This is a genomic window from Anaerocolumna jejuensis DSM 15929, from assembly GCF_900142215.1.
GTDB classification, from domain to species: domain Bacteria; phylum Bacillota; class Clostridia; order Lachnospirales; family Lachnospiraceae; genus Anaerocolumna; species Anaerocolumna jejuensis.
Genome location: NZ_FRAC01000008.1, coordinates 75667 through 95491 on the forward strand (window position 1 = coordinate 75667; position 19825 = coordinate 95491).

Sequence of the window (19825 nt, forward strand, 5' to 3'; positions counted from 1 at the left end):
GCTGTCTAGTAATATAAGGCTAGATATTCTAATAAATATCATATCTTTAATCCAGCAAATAATCAACCTTTTTTTACTTTTTATTCAATGGGCCTGGCAACAATTTTTTCCTGCCCTTCCACAAAATCCTTCATATTGATAAGGAGCTTTTTACCATCTGTCGCAGGTGAACTGGGCAAAAGATTTTTTAGCTCAGCCATCTGTTCATCGTAAGTATCTCTTTTTCCCAGAAGAACTTCATTCTCTCCGCTTTTTAAAAGTACCTCTGAATCCGAACCAAACCGTATGGTATCTACCTTGAGGCTGAATTTCTGAATCAGCCTGGTCAGGTCCAGGATAACCGGAAACAGTTCATTCTGACTTGTATCCATCTTACTGTGAAGTACAAAGCTGTTAAAATCAAGTCCTGAGACAAAAGGCACTCCCTTCAGTTTTTTTTCAGAGCTTTCAACCATAATACCATCTTTATCAAAATACATATAACTTCCCATATACTGTATACAGCCGATAACAGGCTTTTCATATACGTGAAGTTTTATCGAATGTCTGTCAACAAGGTTTACTGTAATATCTTCCACAAAGGGAATTGATGTTTTCCTGCCGTACTTCATTCTAAGATAGAAAAGAATTGTATTTCCATCTGTTTTACTTGACAGTATTTCCTGCTTTAATTCTTTTTCACTGTAATGGCTGCTGCCGGTTATGCTTACCGTCTTCAGACTACAGGTCGTATAAAGCAGGAAACCCGCAAGTAAAACAAAAAGAACAAACAGCATGATTATTTTTCTGTATTTATCCTGTTGTGTTTTCAAGGCTTCCTATCCTTTCTTAACGAAGTTTACCACCACTTAATCTAATTCTCTTTATATTCAATCTGTGCTCCCAAAGCTCTTAAGTCTCTGCATATATCCTCATAACCCCTCTGGATATGATAAGGATTCTTTACAATGGTCCTCCCCTCTGCCATAAGACCCGCTATCACTAATGCCGCTCCCCCCCTTAATTCACCTGCGGATACTTCAGAAGCTTTTAGAACAGGAACACCGGTAATGAAAGCCTCTCTGTCCTGTAAACAAATCTGTGCTCCAAACCTTGCCTGCTCCGGTACATTCTGATATCTGCCTTCAAAAATTTCTTCTACAATTTTACTGCTGCCAGAAGCCTTCATAAGCACTGACATAATCTGCGACTGCATATCCGTAGGAAATCCCGGATAAGGTGCCGTCTTAATTTCCGAAACAGCTTTTATGGCAGCGTCAGAATGGATGGTAATGGCATCCTGAAGGCATACAATATGACTTCCCATTTCTCTTAAGGTCTGTATTACTGCATACAGACTTCCACAGCCAATGCCTTTTAAGGTAACCTCTCCACCTGTGCCCGCAGCTGCTGCCAGATAAGTACCTGCCACAATTCGATCCGACGGTGCTGTATATTCCGTCTGATACAGGGAGGCTACCCCTTCAATTTCTATTCTGCTGGTACCTGCTCCATATATTTTAGCACCTGCTGAATTTAGAAACTTGCACAGTTCCAATATTTCCGGTTCTCTGGCCGCATTAAATATTCTGGTTTTTCCAAAGCCCAAAGTACCTGCAAGAATCACATTTTCCGTTGCTCCTACACTGGGAGAGGGAAAATAGATATCCGCTCCTTTTATCCCATTTGTAACACACTTAATCAGCCCGTCCTCTTCTTCCAGAGCAACATTCATTTTCTTAAATGCATCAAGATGAAAATTGATTGGTCTGGCTCCGATGGTACAACCGCCCGGATAAGTTACGACTGCGCTATGGCATCTGCCAAGAAGTGCTCCCAAAAGAATAATGGAGGAACGCATTTTCTTTATCAATTCGGTAGGTACGACATCCGTTGATAATCCTCTGGTATCCACAAGAATGGAGGAATCCTCCCAGGTAACGGTACAGCCTATATCTACCAGAATTTCAATCATGTGTTCGACATCCAGTATCTTAGGACAATGATTCAGCTTTGTAATTCCATTTATCAGTAATGTTGCTGCTAATATGGGTAAAACCGTATTTTTAGAACCTTGTATGTTAACCTCACCGCTTAGCTTTTTACCACCCATAATTTCAATATATGTCATGGTGCACCTCAAACCTAATATAATATTACTATATGTATTTTTTTTATATTTGTGCCTTACAGATTCAGCTGCTGCCAAATCTTCGCTAATGGTGAAGAATATACCTATCTTTCATATTTTATCTGATTGGAAACACTCAGTACAATTCCCATTTCCGCCAATAACACCAGCAACGAAGTACCTCCATAGGATATGAAGGGGAGTGGAATTCCGGTCGAGGGAATTGTATTTGTAACAACTGCGATATTAATAAGTACCTGTGCTGCTATATGTGTCAATACACCAGTTGCAATCAAGCCTCCAAAAAGATCCGGGGCATTGACCGCAATTACAAAGAGCCGCCAGATTATCAATACAAAGAGCAGAATTACCGCAACTGCTCCGAATAAGCCAAGCTCTTCACATATGACTGCAAAAATCATATCGTTATGGGATTCCGGGATAAATCCCAGCTTCTGCATACTCTCTCCAAGCCCTTTTCCGAATATCCGCCCGGAGGCTATGGCATATAGGCCCTGAAGTATCTGGTATCCTTTTGGATGAGTCTCAACGTGTTTCCAGACCTCAATTCTTTCACTTCGGTAGCTTACAAAAAATATGAATATGGAGCCGATTGCTCCCATCAGACCGCCGGATACAATAAAATAGAGCTTCTTCCTGCTGGCTACAAAGCATATGGCAACCATGATAAGTCCCATTACCAAAGCGGTACTGAAGTTCTGGGATAGTACCAGTCCAATAAGCGGAACAACCAGTGCTGCAATTTTTAAAAACCCTGTAAATTTATCCAGCCGCTTGGGTGCCAGGCTGACTATATAAGCTGTAAACAGGATGATACCGACCTTGGAAAGCTCCGAAGGCTGGAATCTTCCGAGGGGTCCCATGGGAAGCCACCGTTTGGAGCCGTTTATCTCTTTACCAAATATCAAAACAGCTATCTGTAAGAGTATACAGAGAAAATATAAAACTACTATGGGTCTTACTTTTATTACAGGAAATTTTGCTTTATAAATCCGATAATCTATTTTTGATACTATGAGCATTACAATAACACCGAACACCGCAAATGCTCCCTGTTTCTCAAGATAATACGCCGGATTTCCATAATCTTTGGCTGCATTGTATGAGCTGGTGCTGTAAACCATTACCAATCCAAAGCACACCAGAAAGATAGTCAGAAACAGCAGGTTATAATCATAGTAGCTATGCAGTTTTTTGGGTTTTCCTCTTTCTCTTTCTTCCCTTGTCATGCCGACCTCTCTTATTCATGTCCTTATAGGTTTCTTACGTATTCTTTAAAGAGGCGTCCTCTTTCCTCATAGTTGGGGAACATATCCCAGCTTGCGCAGGCCGGTGATAATAGAACACAATCGCCTTCCTGTGACAGCCTGTAACAGACTTCAACAGCTTCCTTTAAGGTCTCTGCTCTGTAAACTTTCGTAAAACCATGCTTTTCCGCGGTTTCCGCAATTTTTTCCTTTGTCTGTCCGATTAATACAAGGGCTTTAATCTTTCCTCCAAAGGCCTCCACCCACTCATCGTATTCTGAGCCTTTGTCATATCCTCCTGCAATCAGGCAGGTGGAGGAAGGCATGGATTCAATTGCTTTAATGGAAGCATCCGGGTTGGTCCCCTTGGAGTCATTATAATATTTCACACCATTTTTGGTAGTTACAAACTCTATTCTGTGTTCTACCGCGACAAAATCCCTGACTGCCTTGTTGATGCATTCGATGGGAACCTGAAGGGAAATTGCAATACCGATAGCTGCCATGGCATTTTCGTAATTATGCCTTCCGAAAATATTCATCTGCGTTACATCCACAATAGTCTGGGGAGCACTTCCGTCATTGTATACGATAATATCACCCTCCAGGTAAATACCCTTATCAAGCTTTCGCAGACTGCTAAAATACATTACATTTGTCTTTAAGGTCTTTCCTGCTTCCTTTAATACCTCATCCTCATAATTGAGAATGCAGATATCCTCTTCCTTCTGGTTCTTTGTGATAGCAAGCTTAGCTGCAATATAATTTCCCATGGTATGGTGACGGTTCAGATGATCGGGTGTAATATTCAGAATTGCACTTACCTGAGGCTTAAAATCAACGATTGTTTCAAGCTGAAAGCTGCTCATTTCTATTACTGTGACAGAATCTTTTGTTGTCTTTCCAGAAATATCCGTATAAGGAATTCCGATATTTCCCACAACAAAGACTTCCTGATAGAAGGTCTTCATGATGTCTCCTACAAGGGAGGTCGTGGTAGTCTTTCCATTTGTTCCTGTAATTGCGGCTATCCTGCCCTGGGCCTTATAATAGGCCAGCTCTATCTCACCCCAAATAGGAATCTTCCTTTCTCTCATCCGGTTTACAACAGGAAGGTCTGTCGGCACTCCTGGACTGAGCACAGCCAGCTCGATTTTACCGAAGTATTCTTCCGGTAAATCTCCCAGTATAATCTCGCCGGAAAAGTTCCGGGGCAGCTTCTCCCTTACAGCGGCTTTCTCCAGCTTTTCATTGGTATCATATATAATGATGCTTTCCGTAATGCCCTGTAAAAAACCAACGGCAGATATACCGCTTAAGCCTGTTCCGAATATCAGCACCGTTTTATTATCCAGTTTCATCTTTACTCCTTTCGCGAATATCAAGTTATTGATATTCCTGAATATGCAGCTGTTCCAGCTTAACACTTATGTATGCTGCCTATCCATCTTTCTAACTTTTCCAGTATTTTTTCAATTTTTATCATACAGGCAGGAACTTCTTCCTTCCGTTTTAATCCCCAGACATTTCACAAGTTCACTTGCGAAACTGACACTATCCTTATAGTTTTCTTATATTCCAAGTAACGCTATAATACAGCAAACTGCCGTAGCAATGGAAAATACGGATACCACTTTCATCTCCGACCAGCCGCATAATTCAAAATGATGATGTATGGGTGCCATCTTAAAAATACGTTTTCCCTTTGTCAATTTAAAATATGCTACCTGCAGCACCACCGAAATTACCTCAATCATGTATACCATGCCTACAATGATTAAAAATAATGGCATTTTAAGCATAAAAGCCGAAGCCGCAACAAAGCCACCAAGGGCTAAGGAACCGGTATCCCCCATAAAAACTCTGGCAGGATAGATATTAAATACCAAAAATCCCAGCAGACTCCCAGCCGCTGCATTGGTAATAGGAAAGATACTGCTGCACTGCACCATAGCCGCCACTGAAAAAAACGTTGTAATAAGCAGGGTCACACTGGCTGCAAGCCCATCAAGCCCATCGGTAAAATTAGCACCGTTTACCATACCAAGCAAGCATATGAGCATAAAGGGAATAAACCAAATGCCTAGTTCCAAGAATTTGCCATCCCTGAATCCTCCGGTAAAGGGTATCAGCATTGAGGTACCCACATTGGTATAGCGGATAAAATAATTAATAAATACCGCCGATACCAGTATCTGCCCCAAGAGCTTCTGCCATACCTTCAAGCCCATGGACCTTTTCATAACAATCTTAAGATAATCATCTAAAAATCCAATTAAGCCAAAGCCTACTGTAGCAAACAGCACAGGAATCATATCCCTGCTGGCTTTTATATACATAACCGAGGTAAGTGTTATACTTAAGAGAATCACAATTCCGCCCATAGTAGGGGTGCCTGATTTCTTAAAATGGCTTTTAGGGCCGTTGCTGCGCACATATTGCCCGCACTTAATTTTCTTTAAAAAAGGAATCATTATGGGGCACAATGTTAAGCTTATTACAAAAGCTATGACAACCGGCATTAGTATCCTAGAATTCATTTCCTGTTTCCTCCGTAAAAATGCCTATTCATTCTTTTGTATGTTGTCTTTTGTACGCCACGGATTATTATATGCCATTCCCATGGTTAGCGCAAGCCTGCTTGCGGCACTGCCTGAATAAATATTGAATTATCACAGTAAGCCTGTTTTCCTTCACTTTATTCCATATATAAAATCAAATTGCTGTTATTGTTAATTTCTTCGCCTGACAGCGGGAACTGGTTCTTGACCTTATCCCCTTCTCCGTCGTAATAAACCTCCTTAAATGTATAATCCTTTAACATCTTCTTTACTTCTGCTTTGCTCATACCGGCCAAATCCGGCATTCTCATGGTACCGATATTATTTTTCTTAATTTCCTCTTCCGTATAGGTGGGTTGAATACCCAGATAAGGAAGTGCATCTTCATAAACCTCGGCAATGACCGGAGCCGCTATGGTTCCGCCGTAATAAATGCCTACCGGCTCATCTATCAGTACAATGCCGATAATCTGCGGATTATCAGCAGGAGCAAAGCCCAAAAATGAGGATATGTATTTGTTGCTGCTTCTTGGAAGCTTTTCGGAAGTAGCAGTTTTTCCTCCAATATGGTAGCCGGCAAGATAAGCTCTCTTACCGCTGCCCTCGGATACTACCATCTCCAATAGCTGCTTCATTAAATCAGAGGTTTCCTTTGTAACGGCTCCTGATTCTTCTTTATATTTCAGAGTTTTTGCGATAGAGCCGTCTTTATTCTTAATTTCCACTCCAAAATGGGGTGTGACAAGTTTACCGCCATTTACAACGGCACTTGCTGCAACTAACAGCTGCAGAGGCGTAATCTGAAAGGACTGCCCGAAGGACATGGTGGCCAGTTCAACCGCACCGACATTCTCCGTTTTATGCATTATGGATCTTGCTTCTCCCGGAAGGTCAACTCCGGTCTTCCTCATCAAACCCAGCCTGCTATAATATTTATACATATTGGTAACTCCAACCCTTGCTCCAACTTCAATAAAGACAGGGTTGCAGGAATTCTTAATGCCATCAATAAAATCTTCACTTCCGTGTCCGCCTGCTTTATGGCAGCGGATTCTCCGGTCTTCCACAACCTTATAACCCGGACAAAAAAATCTGTCCGTTAATTTAACCACCTTTTCCTCCAGGGCTGCAGTTGCTGTTACGACCTTAAAGGTTGAGCCGGGCTCATAGGTATCGCTGATACTGGCGTTACGCCACATATTATTCAGCAGATCATTCTTTTGCTTATCGGTAAGAGTGGAAGGGTCCAGTCCGTTTAAAGCAGAATCCGTAAGGGTATAGGGTTCATTTAAATTAAACTCCGGTACATTGACACAGGCATAAATCGTACCATCCTGGGGATTCATCAGAATCATTTTTACATTCTTTGCATTTTTTGCTTCCATTACCTTTAAAGCTGCCTGTTCTGCGTATTTCTGGATATTAACATCCAGGCTGGTAACTAAATCTTTGCCGGCGACCGGCTCAATTCTATCTTCTGCTGCATTTTCAATCTCGACCCCATTGGCTGTTGTAAGGGTAAGTATGGTACCATCCGTTCCCTTCAGGTATTTGTCATATTCCACTTCCAGACCTATGATTCCCTGGTTATCACTTCCCGTAAATCCAATAACCTTAGAGGCCAGGTCACCGTAGGGATAATACCTCTTATAATCTTCATCCACCATGACTCCGTCCAGATTTAATTCCCTTATGGAATCTGCTACAGCTTTATCTACATTGGATTTCACTCTTTCAATAGAAGATTTTTTCTCTACTCTCTTTCTTACTTTGGCTTCACTAAGGCCCAAAGTCTCGGACAAAAGCTTTATTACTTTCTCCGGGTCAGTAATCTGACTATGTATAACGGAAATGGTACTGACAGGCTTATTGTCCGCCAATACTACTCCATTTCTGTCATAAATGATTCCTCTCTCTGCCTTAATTGCCCGCTCTCTTTCATGAAGTTCCTCCGCCCGTTTTGCATAATCAGCTGATTTCACTATCATTAAATAAGCAAGCCTTCCGGTCAACAGTACAGCTGCTATTATAATTACCGATACTACGATTAATACATTCCTGCGGTTGAAAGTCTTATTTCTTGCCATAAAGGATGCCTCAATTATCTGATTGTTTCATTTTATGACAATCCTTTATTGGTTATGTATAATAGAATAGAATCCTGTTAATTTCCTTCACCGGCAGGATTTTCTCCCTGATTGGCATTATTTTCAGGTGTGCTTCCTCCGCTTGGATTATCACCGGAGGTATCGCCTTCCACAGGCAGCACATCCAGATTTTCTTCATAATTCCAGGCGTTCCCTTCGTTTCCATTAGAAGGTTCCTCTCCTGTCTTTTGTGTTCCGGTATTATTATTCTGATTTTCCGTATTTTTCTTTACATCACCGCTTGTATTAGCGTCTGCCTTTTTCGTATTTGCCGCTTTATTACCCGTTTTAGACTGAGCCGCAGGGTAAATTTCCAGCAAAGGCATTATATCTTTTAATATGGCTCCGGCTTTTTCTGTTGCAAGGGAACTGCTTTGTACCGCAACCTTCTGGGGGTCATCTATAACGACATATATAACTGCCTGAGGATTGTCCGTAGGAACACAACCGAGAAAGGATACCAAATGCTTCCCTGCCGGTCTGGGCAGCTTTTGAGCTGTACCGGTTTTACCTCCTATTTTATAACCCGGAACCTTTGCCCCGCTGGCACTGCCTTCCTCGACTGTCTGATATAAAGCATTTTTCAAAAACGCTGAAGTCGCATTGGAAACAGACAGCTTTATCAGTTTCTTATCATAGGTGGATACAATGCCACCGCTGGAATTAAGCACTTCCTTGACAACATGGGGCTCATAATAATATCCGCCGTTTACCAGAGAAGAAAAACCGGCAGCCATCTGTACCATAGTTGTTGTAAAAGTCTGTCCAAAGCTGCTGATAGCAAGATCCAGCTTGGAAAGGCTGTCTTTAGACTTCAGAATACCGCTATCTTCTCCCGGAAGGTCAATGCCTGTTTTCGAACCAAATCCAAAAAACTTCTGGTAATCCACAAATAAATTACCACCCTCCTTTAGCCCAATATGCATTAGAGCATCATTGCAGGAATACATAATTGCCTGCGTAAGGGAAATTTCACCATGACCTGTTACTTTGGAGCATTTTACATAAGTCCCCTGAACGTTTTCTCCTCCGTCACAATAAAAAGTAGAGTTTTGTTTAATTACATTTTCCTCCAGTGCAGCTGCAATGGTAAAGGGTTTAAAGGTAGATCCAGGTTCATAGGAATCACTTATGGTATAATTCCGCCAGATTTTATTCAGGATATTCATCTTTTTCTTTTCGCTCATCTTATCGATTTTTTCCTGGGTATAAAAGGGGGTAAGATCCGTCGGTTTGTTTAAATCATATTCCTCATTGGAAGCCATGGCAATAATTTCACCATTATTGGGGTTCATAACGATTACGCCCATGTTAGCGCTGCCGTATTCTTTATTAAAGGATATTATATGTTTCTGTACTATCTTTTGGACATTGGCATCAATAGTGGAAACAACTGTGTTCCCATTAACGGCCGGTTTTAGATCTCTCTCCAGCTTTAAATCCGAATCAATATAACCAAATTCAACGCCATTGGTACCGTTCAATGTATCATTGTAATACTGCTCTATCCCCCAGTTACCAATGTTGCCGCTGGTGGTAAAGCCTAAAACGTCACAGGCAAGGGTCTTATAAGGGTATTTTCTGTTATAGTCCTCTTCAAACCATACACCCTGGATATTTTCATCCTTCTTTGTCAGTGCCTTGAACTTTTCCATGTCCTCATAGGATATACCCTTTTTAATAATGCTGTATCTGCTGCTTGCTTTGTTTTTATAAAGGGTATCAATATCTTTTTCCGTAATATCTTTAAAGCTGTCCGTCAGCGCCTTTTTCGTCGGTCCGCTGTACTTCTCATCGGAAAGAGCATAATATACATCTAAAATCACGTTGTAGACCTTTTCACTATACGCAAGCACGGTACCGTTCCGGTCAAGTATGCTTCCTCTCTGAAAAGGAACTGCCGAGCTGGTATAGGTCTGCTGAGACAGCACTTTTTTCTCATATCTTACACCATCCGTATTGTTAAGCTTTACAATCCTGACTATCAGTACGGACATAAGGGCAAGAACAATAGCAAAAACAAACATAAGTCGAGCACTCATACGGTTTGTAAATTTTTTAATTGACTTTGCTTTCCTTCTGGTTACTCCTCTATTTTCCATTGAGTGCCTCATTTCTCTTAATTCTGCTTCTTGATCTTATCAAGAATGGATTTCTCGTCTGCCTGCGGGATATCAGCGTATTGCTTTACATAGTCACTTACATTTCTCTTATAGGGAATAACCTGTTTATCATCCGGATATACCATTCCGAGCTTTTTCGTTGCATATTTATAGATATAGTTCAAATCAACGGAGGTGTCTATCCGGGCAAGACTGGCATCATTGTCATTTTCCATTTTGGCCAGCTTCCTCTCCAGCTCCGCAACTGTATTATTCTTTCTTGTTATTTCTGTCTGTACCTTCAGATAACCGACACAGGTATAGAGGGTTGCACAGATTGCCATTGTCAGAACAAAGACAGAAAAGATATCCAATGCCTGCTGTTTCTTTCTGGTTTTTCTGCGAACTCCAGGATTTCTCTTAACTCCAGGTATGTTTTCCTCTCTTCGCCTTTCTCTCTGAGGTAGTTCCCTTTCCGGCTGCCCGTAGGAAGGATAATCTTCCTCCTCCGGAAGCTCTCCTAATTTTCTTACGGCATTGCCATCGTAATAATTATTCTGTTGCCTGTACCTTCTTGAATTCTCCTCCATGCTTCTCCTCCCTTTTTAAGTCAATCTCTTCGGCCCTTTTATAAATGGCGCTCAAATACTCTCAATTTAGCGCTTTTAGATCTTTTGTTATTCAGAATTTCCTCTTCTGACGGTAAAATTGCTTTTCTGGTTATTACAGTTCCTAGTGGTTTTTTCCCGCATACGCACACCGGAAAGCTGGGCGGGCAGATACAGGGATTTTCTTTGTTTCTAAAAAATGACTTTACAATCCTGTCTTCCAGGGAATGAAAGGTTATGATGCAAAGCCTTCCTCCGTCATTTAGAAGCTCTACCATATCTTCCAGAACACTGCTTAGTACTTCCAGTTCTTTATTAAGCTCTATCCTTATTGCCTGGAAGGTTTTCTTAGCCGGGTGTCCATTGACACGCAGCTTGGCAGGTATGGCTGCTTTTATGACCTCTGCCAGCTGCCCTGTTGTTTCAATGGGGCTTTCTGCCCTCACTCTTAAAATATGCTTCGCAATATTCTTTGCAAATTTATCTTCACCGTAGTCTCTGATTATGCGGTATAAATCATATTCACTGTATCCGTTTACAATATCCTTTGCCGTGATATCCATTCGGGTATCCATCCTCATATCAAGGGGTGCATCTTCTCTATAGGAAAAGCCCCTTTCTATGGTATCAAGCTGATAGGAGGATACGCCAAGATCCAATAAAATACCGTCTACCTTATCTATCTTTTGTTCCTTTAACACTTCTTTCATATTGACATAATTGCTTCTGATAATCGTAACCATATCTGCAAAGTCCTTAAGCCTTGCTCCTGCTGCTTCAATAGCAGCCTCATCCTGGTCTATCCCTATTAATCTTCCATTGCCCTTCAGCCTTTTGCAAATTTCAAGGGAATGTCCTCCCCCTCCCAGGGTTCCATCAACATAGATACCCTCTGGGCGGATGTTCAGCTGATCTATGGTTTCATGAAGCAATACTGATATGTGGTTGAAGTCCAAGTTTTTTATTTCTATATCCATATTTTCATCTCCTGGGTTAAAAACTCAAACCAAAATCTGCCATATGTTCAGCAATCTGGTCCATGTTCTCATAATTATTGTTACTATCCCATCTTTCCTTGGACCAGATTTCGATTTTGCTAAGTACACCTACAAAAACAATATCCTTCTCCAGGGCTGCGGTTTCTCTAAGCTTTGACGGAATCAGCACTCTTCCCTGCTTGTCCACTTCGCAGTTAGCGGCACCTGCCATAAAGTATCTCTGCAGCTGCCTTGCTTCCTTGTTACCAGGAAGAGTCTTTAGCTGGTTTACGAAATTCATCCATTCTTCATTAGGATATACAAAAAGACATCCATCTAATCCCAGGGTAATAACAAAATCATCCCCCAATTCTTCTCTGAATTTGGAGGGCATTATAATTCTTCCCTTTGTATCGATTGTATGGATATACTCTCCCATGAACATGAATCTCACCACCTATCCACCACTTAGAACCACTTTCCACCACTTTGCACCACTTATACAGCTATTTTATACCACTTTATTTAATATGGCAAGCTTTTCTGAATAAATTTACGTTCCAATTTTTACATATTTTAGGAATTTTGTGCTGTGTTTTTTTCCCTCCACCATATATAGTATTGCAAATATTTTTTATTCCATTATTTGCCGCAAAAAACGACAAAAAAAGAAGGTGGGATTTTAGTCCTACCTTCTTTCAGGTTCCTGTATGTTTATGCAGTTTTCTTTTTCAGCTGGCGCCTTTTTATAAATATGATAGCAGCGGCTGCCAGAACCAGTACTCCCGAAAGCAATTGAGAAACTGCTACCGGCGTATTAAATAAAAACAGCTGGTCTGTTCGAAATCCTTCTATCCAGACTCTTCCCAGTCCATAGCCAAATAAATATAGAAGAATGAGCTCTCCGTCAAACCTCTTATGCTTTGAGTAGATAATCAGAAGAATGAGCACCATCAGATTCCATACCGATTCGTAAAGGAAGGTCGGCTGTACCTGTATATACGCAGCACCGCCAAGATTTACGGTATGGTTCCTTATCTCTAAAATCTTATGGTAAGCCTGCTCCTTTCCGGCAAATTTCTGTGCCAGATTTGCCAGGGGCATGGTATAATCACTGCTCACATCATTGATATTAAGCTGCATGGCAAATAATCCGTTGGTATATTCCCCAAAGGCTTCCCGGTTAAAGAAATTACCCCACCTTCCGATAATCTGCCCCGATATTAGTCCCAGACAGCCCGTATCGGCTAACAGTCCAAAGGATATTTTCTTTATCCTGGAATAAACAAGAGCCACCACCATTGCGGTAATGACCCCTCCGTATATGGCAAGTCCGCCATTGCGGATATCAAATACTTCAAGAGGTGAATTCTTATATTCACTCCAGTTGAATACTACATAATATACTCTTGCGCCAATTACAGAAAGTATGATGGCATACAACGCAAAATCCAGGTACAAATCAGGGTTCTGCCCTGTTCTTTTCGCCTGCCATTCTGCTACCAGATATCCTACGACCATTCCCAGGGCTATGATCATACCATAATAGGCAATGGAAAATCCAAATACTTGAATGTTAGACCCGACATCTTTCAGTTCGATACCCAGATTAGGAAAATTAATATTTGTACCTGCACTTAATAGCATCCTTCACCACCACTTTCTTAGACATTGAACCGGAAAAGAACCACATCACCGTCCTGAACGACATATTCCTTTCCTTCAGACCGAACCAGTCCTTTATCTTTTGCCTGGTTAAAATTGCCACAATCAATCAAATTATCATAGCTTACGATTTCTGCTCTGATAAAGCCTCTTTCAAAATCAGTATGAATTTTACCGGCTGCCTGGGGAGCTTTTGTTCCTCTCTTAATCGTCCAGGCCTTCGTTTCCTTCGGACCTGCCGTAAGATAGCTGATAAGCCCCAGAATATGATAGCTGGCTGCAATGAGCTTTTCAAGCCCAGACTCTGTCAGTCCCAGCTCTTCAAGGAACATTTTCTTTTCCTCTTCCTCAAGCTCTGCAATCTCCTGCTCTATCTGGGCGCATATTACGAATACCTCGGAGCCTTCCTCCTTGGCAAATTTCCTTACCTGAGCTACCCTTTCATTCTTTGCACCATCATCTGCCAAATCCTCTTCCTTTACATTGGCTGCGTAGATTACCGGTTTGCAGGTAAGCAGGTTATAAGTCAGAAGCAGCGCTTCCTCTTCTTCATCGGACAGTGTAAAGCTCTTTGCCGGCTTTCCTTCCTCCAGATGCAGTTTCAGTCTTTCCAGGAGCTCTAATTCCTTGGCAAGTGCTTTATCATTCTTGGCTCCCTTAGCTGTTCTTGCAATCCTTCTCTCAATTATCTCCAGATCTGAGAAGATTAATTCCAGATTTATGGTTTCAATATCCCTTAATGGGTCCACACTGCCATCCACATGAATGACATTGCTGTCTTCAAAGCAGCGTACCACATGTACGATTGCGTCCACCTCTCTGATATTGGAGAGGAACTGGTTACCAAGCCCTTCTCCTTTGGAAGCCCCTTTTACAAGGCCGGCGATATCTACGAATTCTATAGCGGCCGGAACGATTTTTTCTGTGTGATAAAGGTCACCTAATACCTTCAAACGTTCATCCGGCACCGGTACAATTCCAATATTGGGGTCTATGGTACAAAAGGGATAATTTGCTGATTCCGCTCCTGCCTTTGTGAGTGAGTTAAATAATGTGCTCTTGCCTACATTGGGTAGACCTACTATACCTAATTTCATATGTTTCTTCCTTTCAGTCTCTGGCTTCAATTACTAACAGAATTCCTGCGCCTATCAGAATCTCCGCTTTTTCTTCCGTCACTTCATTGCTTATGCATAAGCTGCTACCCATGGTAAGAGTCTTGTCCTCCAAAGGATATAAAAAACCTTTTAGGGTAACCCCCTCCACTATTTCCGTAAAGGGCAGCAGAGACACATAAGGCCCGTGAAGCTTGTTCCGGTATATGACCGTGTCACGATTTATGATATATATTTTATTATGCTTATCCACCAGGGAAGTCCTGATGTTCTCTCTTAAGGGTAAATATAACAATGAAACATTGGACATCATGTGGTCCGCTCTGGTTCCTGTTGCCCCAAGAATTACGATTTCCTCCGGTTCAAGCTCCATTGCAGCAAGAATGGCAAGCTCCGTATCCGTGGCATCCTTCATAGGATCATATTCCACCACCTGAACACCTTCCAGGGTCTTGTAATAGGAAATTACCTCCTTTGATACGGAATCAAAATCCCCGATAATATAATCAGGCTTCAGAGAAAGTGCCTGAACGGCTTCAAGCCCCTTATCCACCGCAATGATTTTATCAAAGTCCCTTCCTGTAAGGTACTCCTTTATAAAGGGAAGAGAAATCTCTCCTCCGGTCACAATCAGAACCTTTAATCCACTCATTTACCTGCCTCCCTCTGCCAGAAGGCATATTTAAAGGCTGCTACATTTTCCTTTATATTACCGTTAAATACAGCAGTTCCGGCTACAATCACATTAGCGCCTGCTTCTATAATATCCTTCACATTTGTAAGGTTCACACCACCGTCAACTTCTATGTCAATATCCAGCTGTTTCTGCTGTATGATTTCTCTCAGGGCTGCTATTTTATCCAGGGCAAGAGGCAGAAAGGACTGGCCTCCAAACCCAGGATTAACACTCATAATAAGCACCATGTCAATGTCCTGGTAAATATATTCCAGATTTGCAAGGGGGGTGGCGGGATTTAAGGAAACACCTGCCTTTAAGCCAAGTTCCCTGATTCCGGAGACAGTACGGTGAAGATGCCTGCAGGCTTCCTCATGGACCGTAATAATATCGGCACCTGCTTCCTTAAAGTCCTCCAGGTAACGAATAGGTTCCTCCACCATCAGATGTACATCAAATATCAGCTTTGACTCTTTTCTTATGGACTTCATAACAGGTGTTCCAAAAGAAATACTGGGTACAAAAGCTCCGTCCATTACATCAATGTGAAGGTAATCTGCTCCTGCCTCTTCCGCTTCTTTTATATATTCTCCCAGCCGCCAAAAATCAGCCGCAAGGATTGAGGGTGCCAATTTGTACATACTAATAACCATGCCTTTCATTTTCAAACATACTGTACCTAATACTTTTTTTTCTTCTGATTTAGCTCTTCATATAAATCCTTATAATTCTTATACCGAATACGGCTGATCTTACCTGTCTGCAGTGCTTCCTTTACCTTGCAGTCAGGTTCATTTAAATGCATACAGCCTAAGAATCTGCACTCTGAGGCATAGTCGCCAAACTCCGGAAAGAAATCCTTCAGCTCATCCTTTTCCATATCACTTAAATACAGGGAACTAAAGCCTGGGGTATCCATTACAAATCCATCCCCGCCAATGGAAATAAGCTCCGAATGTCTTGTGGTATGCTTGCCCCTTTGTATCTTCTCGCTGATTTCACCTGTTTTCGTATTGGCTTCCGGGGAAAGGAGATTGACCAGGGAAGATTTTCCGACACCGGAAGGCCCTGCCAACACCGTTGTTTTATGAGCGAGCATTTCCTTCAAAGAGGCAACGCCCTCTTCCGTATAGGTACTGGTAAACAGGGTGTGATACCCGCAATTCCGGTAGGTCTCTTCCAACAGCCCGATTTCCTTTTCCGTTACAACATCCTTTTTATTAAAACAAATTATGGTTTCTACCTGCTGCCTTAACATCAGTATGAGAAAGCGGTCAAGAAGGTTAAGATTTGGGGCAGGCTTAGCTGCAGCAAATATAATCAGCGCCTGATTGACATTTGCTACAGCCGGCCTTATAAGTTCATTCTTTCTTTCCAGAATGTCCGTTATATTTCCCTTTTTCGCCTCTTCATCCAGAACATCCATCAGAACATCATCGCCGACTAACGGCTTGATATTCTGATTACGGAATATTCCCTTTGCCTTGCATTCATAGACTTCTTCCTTCTCTGCAAAGACATAATAGAAACCACCAATACCTTTTATTATCTTACCTTTCATACTTATCCCCTGCATATCGCAAGCTTGCTTGTGATACTGCTTCAATAGAAATTTGAAAAATGTATAGCATTTTTCATACTAGCGCTCCGGAGTAAAGGGTACATCCCAGGAAGTTCCATATTCCTCATATACTACCCAGGTGCCATTCTCTTTCACAGCTCCCGGATCTCCCTGGCTTGCTTCTCTTCCGATAAACATGGATACCGTTGCATTGGAACCGCTTTTGCTGGTAATCGGAATGCTGAAAGGAAAGCTGTCATAATCCATCTGCTGCTTTTGCAGAGTGGTAGTCTTTCCATCCTGTACCATCTGAACCTTTACGATACCGCTGTCTCCCGGATAATCAAAAGGATTTTCATCAATGGTAACTGAACCGGTATAAGAAGAAGGATTGTCATTTCCCTGGGGTCCCCGGCTGAGTACCAGATCAACTGCTGTTCCCTTTTCCACCTCAGTTCCGCCTGTGGGGCTCTGCTCCATGACCGTTCCCTTGGCATAGGTGTCGGAATAGTCGTTTGTTATGGTTCCTGCAACCAATCCATTATCCTTTAATTTTTTTACAGCTGCTGCCTTGCTGTTATTACGCACATCGGGTACTAAGGTATTTGTCTTTTCGGGACCTTTGCTTACAATTAAGATAATGTTGTCTCCGGCTTTTACCATACTGCCTCTGACAGGCTCGGTGGAAATAACATCGCCTTCTTTTACCGTGTCATTAAATTCCGGTTCCGCAGTTACTTTCAGTCCCTTACCTGTTAAGGCAGCTTCCGCCTCTTTTTGACCGCTCTTATACACATCCGGCAGTTCAAAACTGGCAGGTCCAAGACTTATTACCAGCTTCACTTCACTGTCCTTTTCAAGGTCTGCTCCCTTTTTAGGGTATTGATCCATGACATAACCCTTCTCATAGGTATCGGACGTCTGTTCATCCTTTACGATCTGCAGGTCTTCGGATTTCTCCGCCAGCATTTTTTCGGCATCGGCCAGTTTATAACCAATTACCTGAGGCATGCTAATTGGCTCTGCTGTGTCCTCTGTGGGTGTGGCAGTAGGTGTAACCGTCGTCTCTACCTGATCTTTATTCCCATCCCCCTTATTGCTTGGGAACAGATGGAATATATTGATAGTAAAGAAAATAATTAAAGCTACCAGAATGATACCTGCCGCAATGGAACCAATCAATATGATCTTCTCCACACGGGGGTCTACCTGGTCAATATCTTCCTCATCCTCTTTACCCTTTTTATTCAGATTTGGATTGGTATTGGTATTTCTTAAATTAGTATTGGTATTCCTTAAATCGGGATTGGTATTTCCTTTTACCGGATCAAAAGAGCCGGTATTTCTTCCGGAATAGGTGGATGCACTTTTAATATGGCTGACTTCATCGTCTGAAATTGTTATGGTCGGAGAATCCGTAACGGTAGCCGCCGGTATCACAACGAAATCCCCATTGGGATTAGAAATAGAGCGTTTTAAATCCGCAATAAGCTCTGAAGCAGAAAGATAACGTCTTTCCGGCTTTTTCTGCATACATTTCTGGACTATTTTCTCAACGCTGGGCGGAATGGAAGGATCAACTTCCCTAAGCGGGATTGCTTCTCCCTGAATATGCAAAAGTGCTACGGATACTGTATTATCTCCTTCAAAGGGCACTTGGCCGGATAACATTTCATACATTGTTATACCAAGGGAATAGATATCGCTCTTTTCATCGCTGTATCCCCCCCTTGCCTGCTCAGGAGAAAGATAATGCACGGAACCCATGGCATTGGAAGTTATGGTATTGGAGCTTGTAGCCTTTGCAATTCCAAAATCCGTAACCTTGACTTTTCCTTCCTTGGAAATGATTATATTCTGAGGCTTGATATCTCTGTGAATGATATGATTGTTGTGAGCAGCTTCCATACCCATGGCTATCTGTATGGCAATGCCTACTGCTTCCTTAACTTCCAGCTTGCCTTTTCTCTCGATAAAGTGCTTTAAAGTTATGCCCTCAACTAATTCCATAACAATATAGTGAAGACCGTTGTCATCTCCTACATCATATACATTAACAATATTGGGGTGGGATAAACCTGCTGCTGACTGTGCTTCTCCTCTGAACTTCTTTACAAAGTTCGTATCATCGCTGAACTCTGGTTTAAGTACCTTGATTGCTACATAGCGGTTCAGTCTGTGGCATTTTGCCTTATAGACATCCGCCATTCCGCCGGAACCAACCTTGTCAATTATTTCGTAACGGTCGCTGATGTACATACCCGGTTTTAACATGTTCTCACCTCTTCTTACATTCTAATCATAACGATTGAAATATTATCTTTTCCACCGTTGTCATTGGCTCTTGCTGCCAGTTTCCTACAGGCATTCTCCAAATCATCCTGAAATTTATCTGTTATTTCAAGCATATCCTTATCATCCATCATGTTGCTGAGTCCGTCAGAGCACATTAATATCAGATCATCCTTCCTAAGTTCCACCTCGAAGTAATCGGGCACTACCGTCTCACTGGCACCAAGTGCCCTGGTTATGATATTCTTATTTGGATGAAAGCGCATCTGCTCCCTTTCAATCTCACCATTCTTCACCATTTCCTCTACCAGGGAATGGTCTTCGGTCACTTGCTTTATTTCACCGTTCCTGACCAGATAGAGCCTGCTGTCACCTATATTGGCAACATACAGGATGTCATTTAAAATAGTGGATATCACAAAGGTCGTACCCATTCCATTTAGCTCTGCCCTGCTTCTTGCTTCCTCCAGCAGTTCCTGATTTGTAACGGCAAGTGCGTGGGACAAAATACTGACTGGCAGGCCTTCTGTGCCGGGTTCTTTTATTATTTTTGTAAAAACTTCTACACAGAATCTGGAAGCATAATCTCCGGCGTTGTGTCCTCCCATACCATCGGCCACTATGAACAGATTCTCTAATTTCCCAATCTTTTCTTCTGTGGCAAACACATAATCCTGATTGACAAGCCTGGTTTTTCCTGTATCTGTTATAGAAAATGATTTCATGTCTGTACCTCCTAAACT

The 19825-nt window shown here is 42.0% G+C and carries 17 protein-coding genes; all 17 read right to left on the reverse strand.

The window, feature by feature from the left end:
* Positions 1-80: 80 nt before the first annotated feature.
* The 17 genes from BUB77_RS06530 to BUB77_RS06610 all read right to left on the reverse strand — a co-directional run bounded on the left by BUB77_RS06530 (position 81) and on the right by BUB77_RS06610 (position 19807).
* Positions 81-812: a cell division protein FtsQ/DivIB gene (locus BUB77_RS06530; protein WP_073274095.1), complete on the reverse strand. Its 732-nt coding sequence runs from the start codon at positions 810-812 to the stop codon at positions 81-83.
* Positions 813-853: 41 nt separating this feature from the next.
* The gene (murA, locus tag BUB77_RS06535) at positions 854-2110 is read right to left on the reverse strand and encodes a UDP-N-acetylglucosamine 1-carboxyvinyltransferase (protein WP_073274097.1); all 1257 of its coding nucleotides are present in this window, start codon (positions 2108-2110) and stop codon (positions 854-856) included.
* Between the two features lie 104 nt (positions 2111-2214).
* The gene (locus tag BUB77_RS06540; RefSeq protein ID WP_073274099.1) at positions 2215-3360 is read right to left on the reverse strand and encodes an FtsW/RodA/SpoVE family cell cycle protein; all 1146 of its coding nucleotides are present in this window, start codon (positions 3358-3360) and stop codon (positions 2215-2217) included.
* A 23-nt stretch (positions 3361-3383) separates the two neighbouring features.
* Positions 3384-4739, reverse strand: coding sequence for a UDP-N-acetylmuramoyl-L-alanine--D-glutamate ligase (murD, locus tag BUB77_RS06545; protein ID WP_073274101.1), 1356 nt, complete (start codon positions 4737-4739; stop codon positions 3384-3386).
* A 210-nt stretch (positions 4740-4949) separates the two neighbouring features.
* Positions 4950-5918, reverse strand: coding sequence for a phospho-N-acetylmuramoyl-pentapeptide-transferase (gene mraY, locus BUB77_RS06550; RefSeq protein ID WP_073274102.1), 969 nt, complete (start codon positions 5916-5918; stop codon positions 4950-4952).
* Between the two features lie 158 nt (positions 5919-6076).
* Positions 6077-8026 carry a penicillin-binding transpeptidase domain-containing protein gene (locus BUB77_RS06555; RefSeq protein WP_073274104.1) on the reverse strand — a complete coding sequence of 650 codons (1950 nt, stop codon included), beginning with the start codon at positions 8024-8026 and terminating at the stop codon, positions 6077-6079.
* Positions 8027-8103: 77 nt separating this feature from the next.
* Positions 8104-10188 carry a peptidoglycan D,D-transpeptidase FtsI family protein gene (locus BUB77_RS06560; RefSeq protein ID WP_073274105.1) on the reverse strand — a complete coding sequence of 695 codons (2085 nt, stop codon included), beginning with the start codon at positions 10186-10188 and terminating at the stop codon, positions 8104-8106.
* Positions 10189-10205: 17 nt separating this feature from the next.
* Positions 10206-10778: a septum formation initiator family protein gene (locus BUB77_RS06565; protein WP_073274106.1), complete on the reverse strand. Its 573-nt coding sequence runs from the start codon at positions 10776-10778 to the stop codon at positions 10206-10208.
* Positions 10779-10816: 38 nt separating this feature from the next.
* Positions 10817-11752 carry a 16S rRNA (cytosine(1402)-N(4))-methyltransferase RsmH gene (gene rsmH, locus BUB77_RS06570; RefSeq protein ID WP_073274559.1) on the reverse strand — a complete coding sequence of 312 codons (936 nt, stop codon included), beginning with the start codon at positions 11750-11752 and terminating at the stop codon, positions 10817-10819.
* Between the two features lie 37 nt (positions 11753-11789).
* Complete coding sequence (gene mraZ / locus BUB77_RS06575; RefSeq protein ID WP_073274108.1) at positions 11790-12218, reverse strand: division/cell wall cluster transcriptional repressor MraZ; 429 nt, start codon at positions 12216-12218, stop codon at positions 11790-11792.
* 269 nt (positions 12219-12487) lie between these two features.
* On the reverse strand, positions 12488-13420 hold the full coding sequence (gene lgt / locus BUB77_RS06580; protein ID WP_073274110.1) for a prolipoprotein diacylglyceryl transferase: 933 nt from the start codon (positions 13418-13420) through the stop codon (positions 12488-12490).
* A gap of 17 nt (positions 13421-13437) precedes the next feature.
* Entirely contained in the window at positions 13438-14535 is a 1098-nt protein-coding gene (gene ychF / locus BUB77_RS06585) for a redox-regulated ATPase YchF (RefSeq protein WP_073274112.1), read from the reverse strand.
* 13 nt (positions 14536-14548) lie between these two features.
* On the reverse strand, positions 14549-15205 hold the full coding sequence (locus BUB77_RS06590) for a thiamine diphosphokinase (RefSeq protein WP_073274114.1): 657 nt from the start codon (positions 15203-15205) through the stop codon (positions 14549-14551).
* On the reverse strand, positions 15202-15870 hold the full coding sequence (gene rpe / locus BUB77_RS06595) for a ribulose-phosphate 3-epimerase (RefSeq protein WP_073274561.1): 669 nt from the start codon (positions 15868-15870) through the stop codon (positions 15202-15204). Before rpe ends, BUB77_RS06590 begins: the two co-directional genes overlap by 4 nt.
* Before the next feature lie 38 nt (positions 15871-15908).
* Positions 15909-16790 (reverse strand): ribosome small subunit-dependent GTPase A, encoded by an 882-nt coding sequence (rsgA, locus tag BUB77_RS06600; RefSeq protein WP_073274116.1) that lies wholly within the window; start codon positions 16788-16790, stop codon positions 15909-15911.
* A 78-nt stretch (positions 16791-16868) separates the two neighbouring features.
* Entirely contained in the window at positions 16869-19064 is a 2196-nt protein-coding gene (pknB, locus tag BUB77_RS06605; RefSeq protein ID WP_073274117.1) for a Stk1 family PASTA domain-containing Ser/Thr kinase, read from the reverse strand.
* 14 nt (positions 19065-19078) lie between these two features.
* Positions 19079-19807, reverse strand: a complete 729-nt coding sequence (locus BUB77_RS06610; protein WP_073274118.1) for a Stp1/IreP family PP2C-type Ser/Thr phosphatase — start codon at positions 19805-19807, stop codon at positions 19079-19081.
* Positions 19808-19825 lie beyond the last annotated feature (18 nt).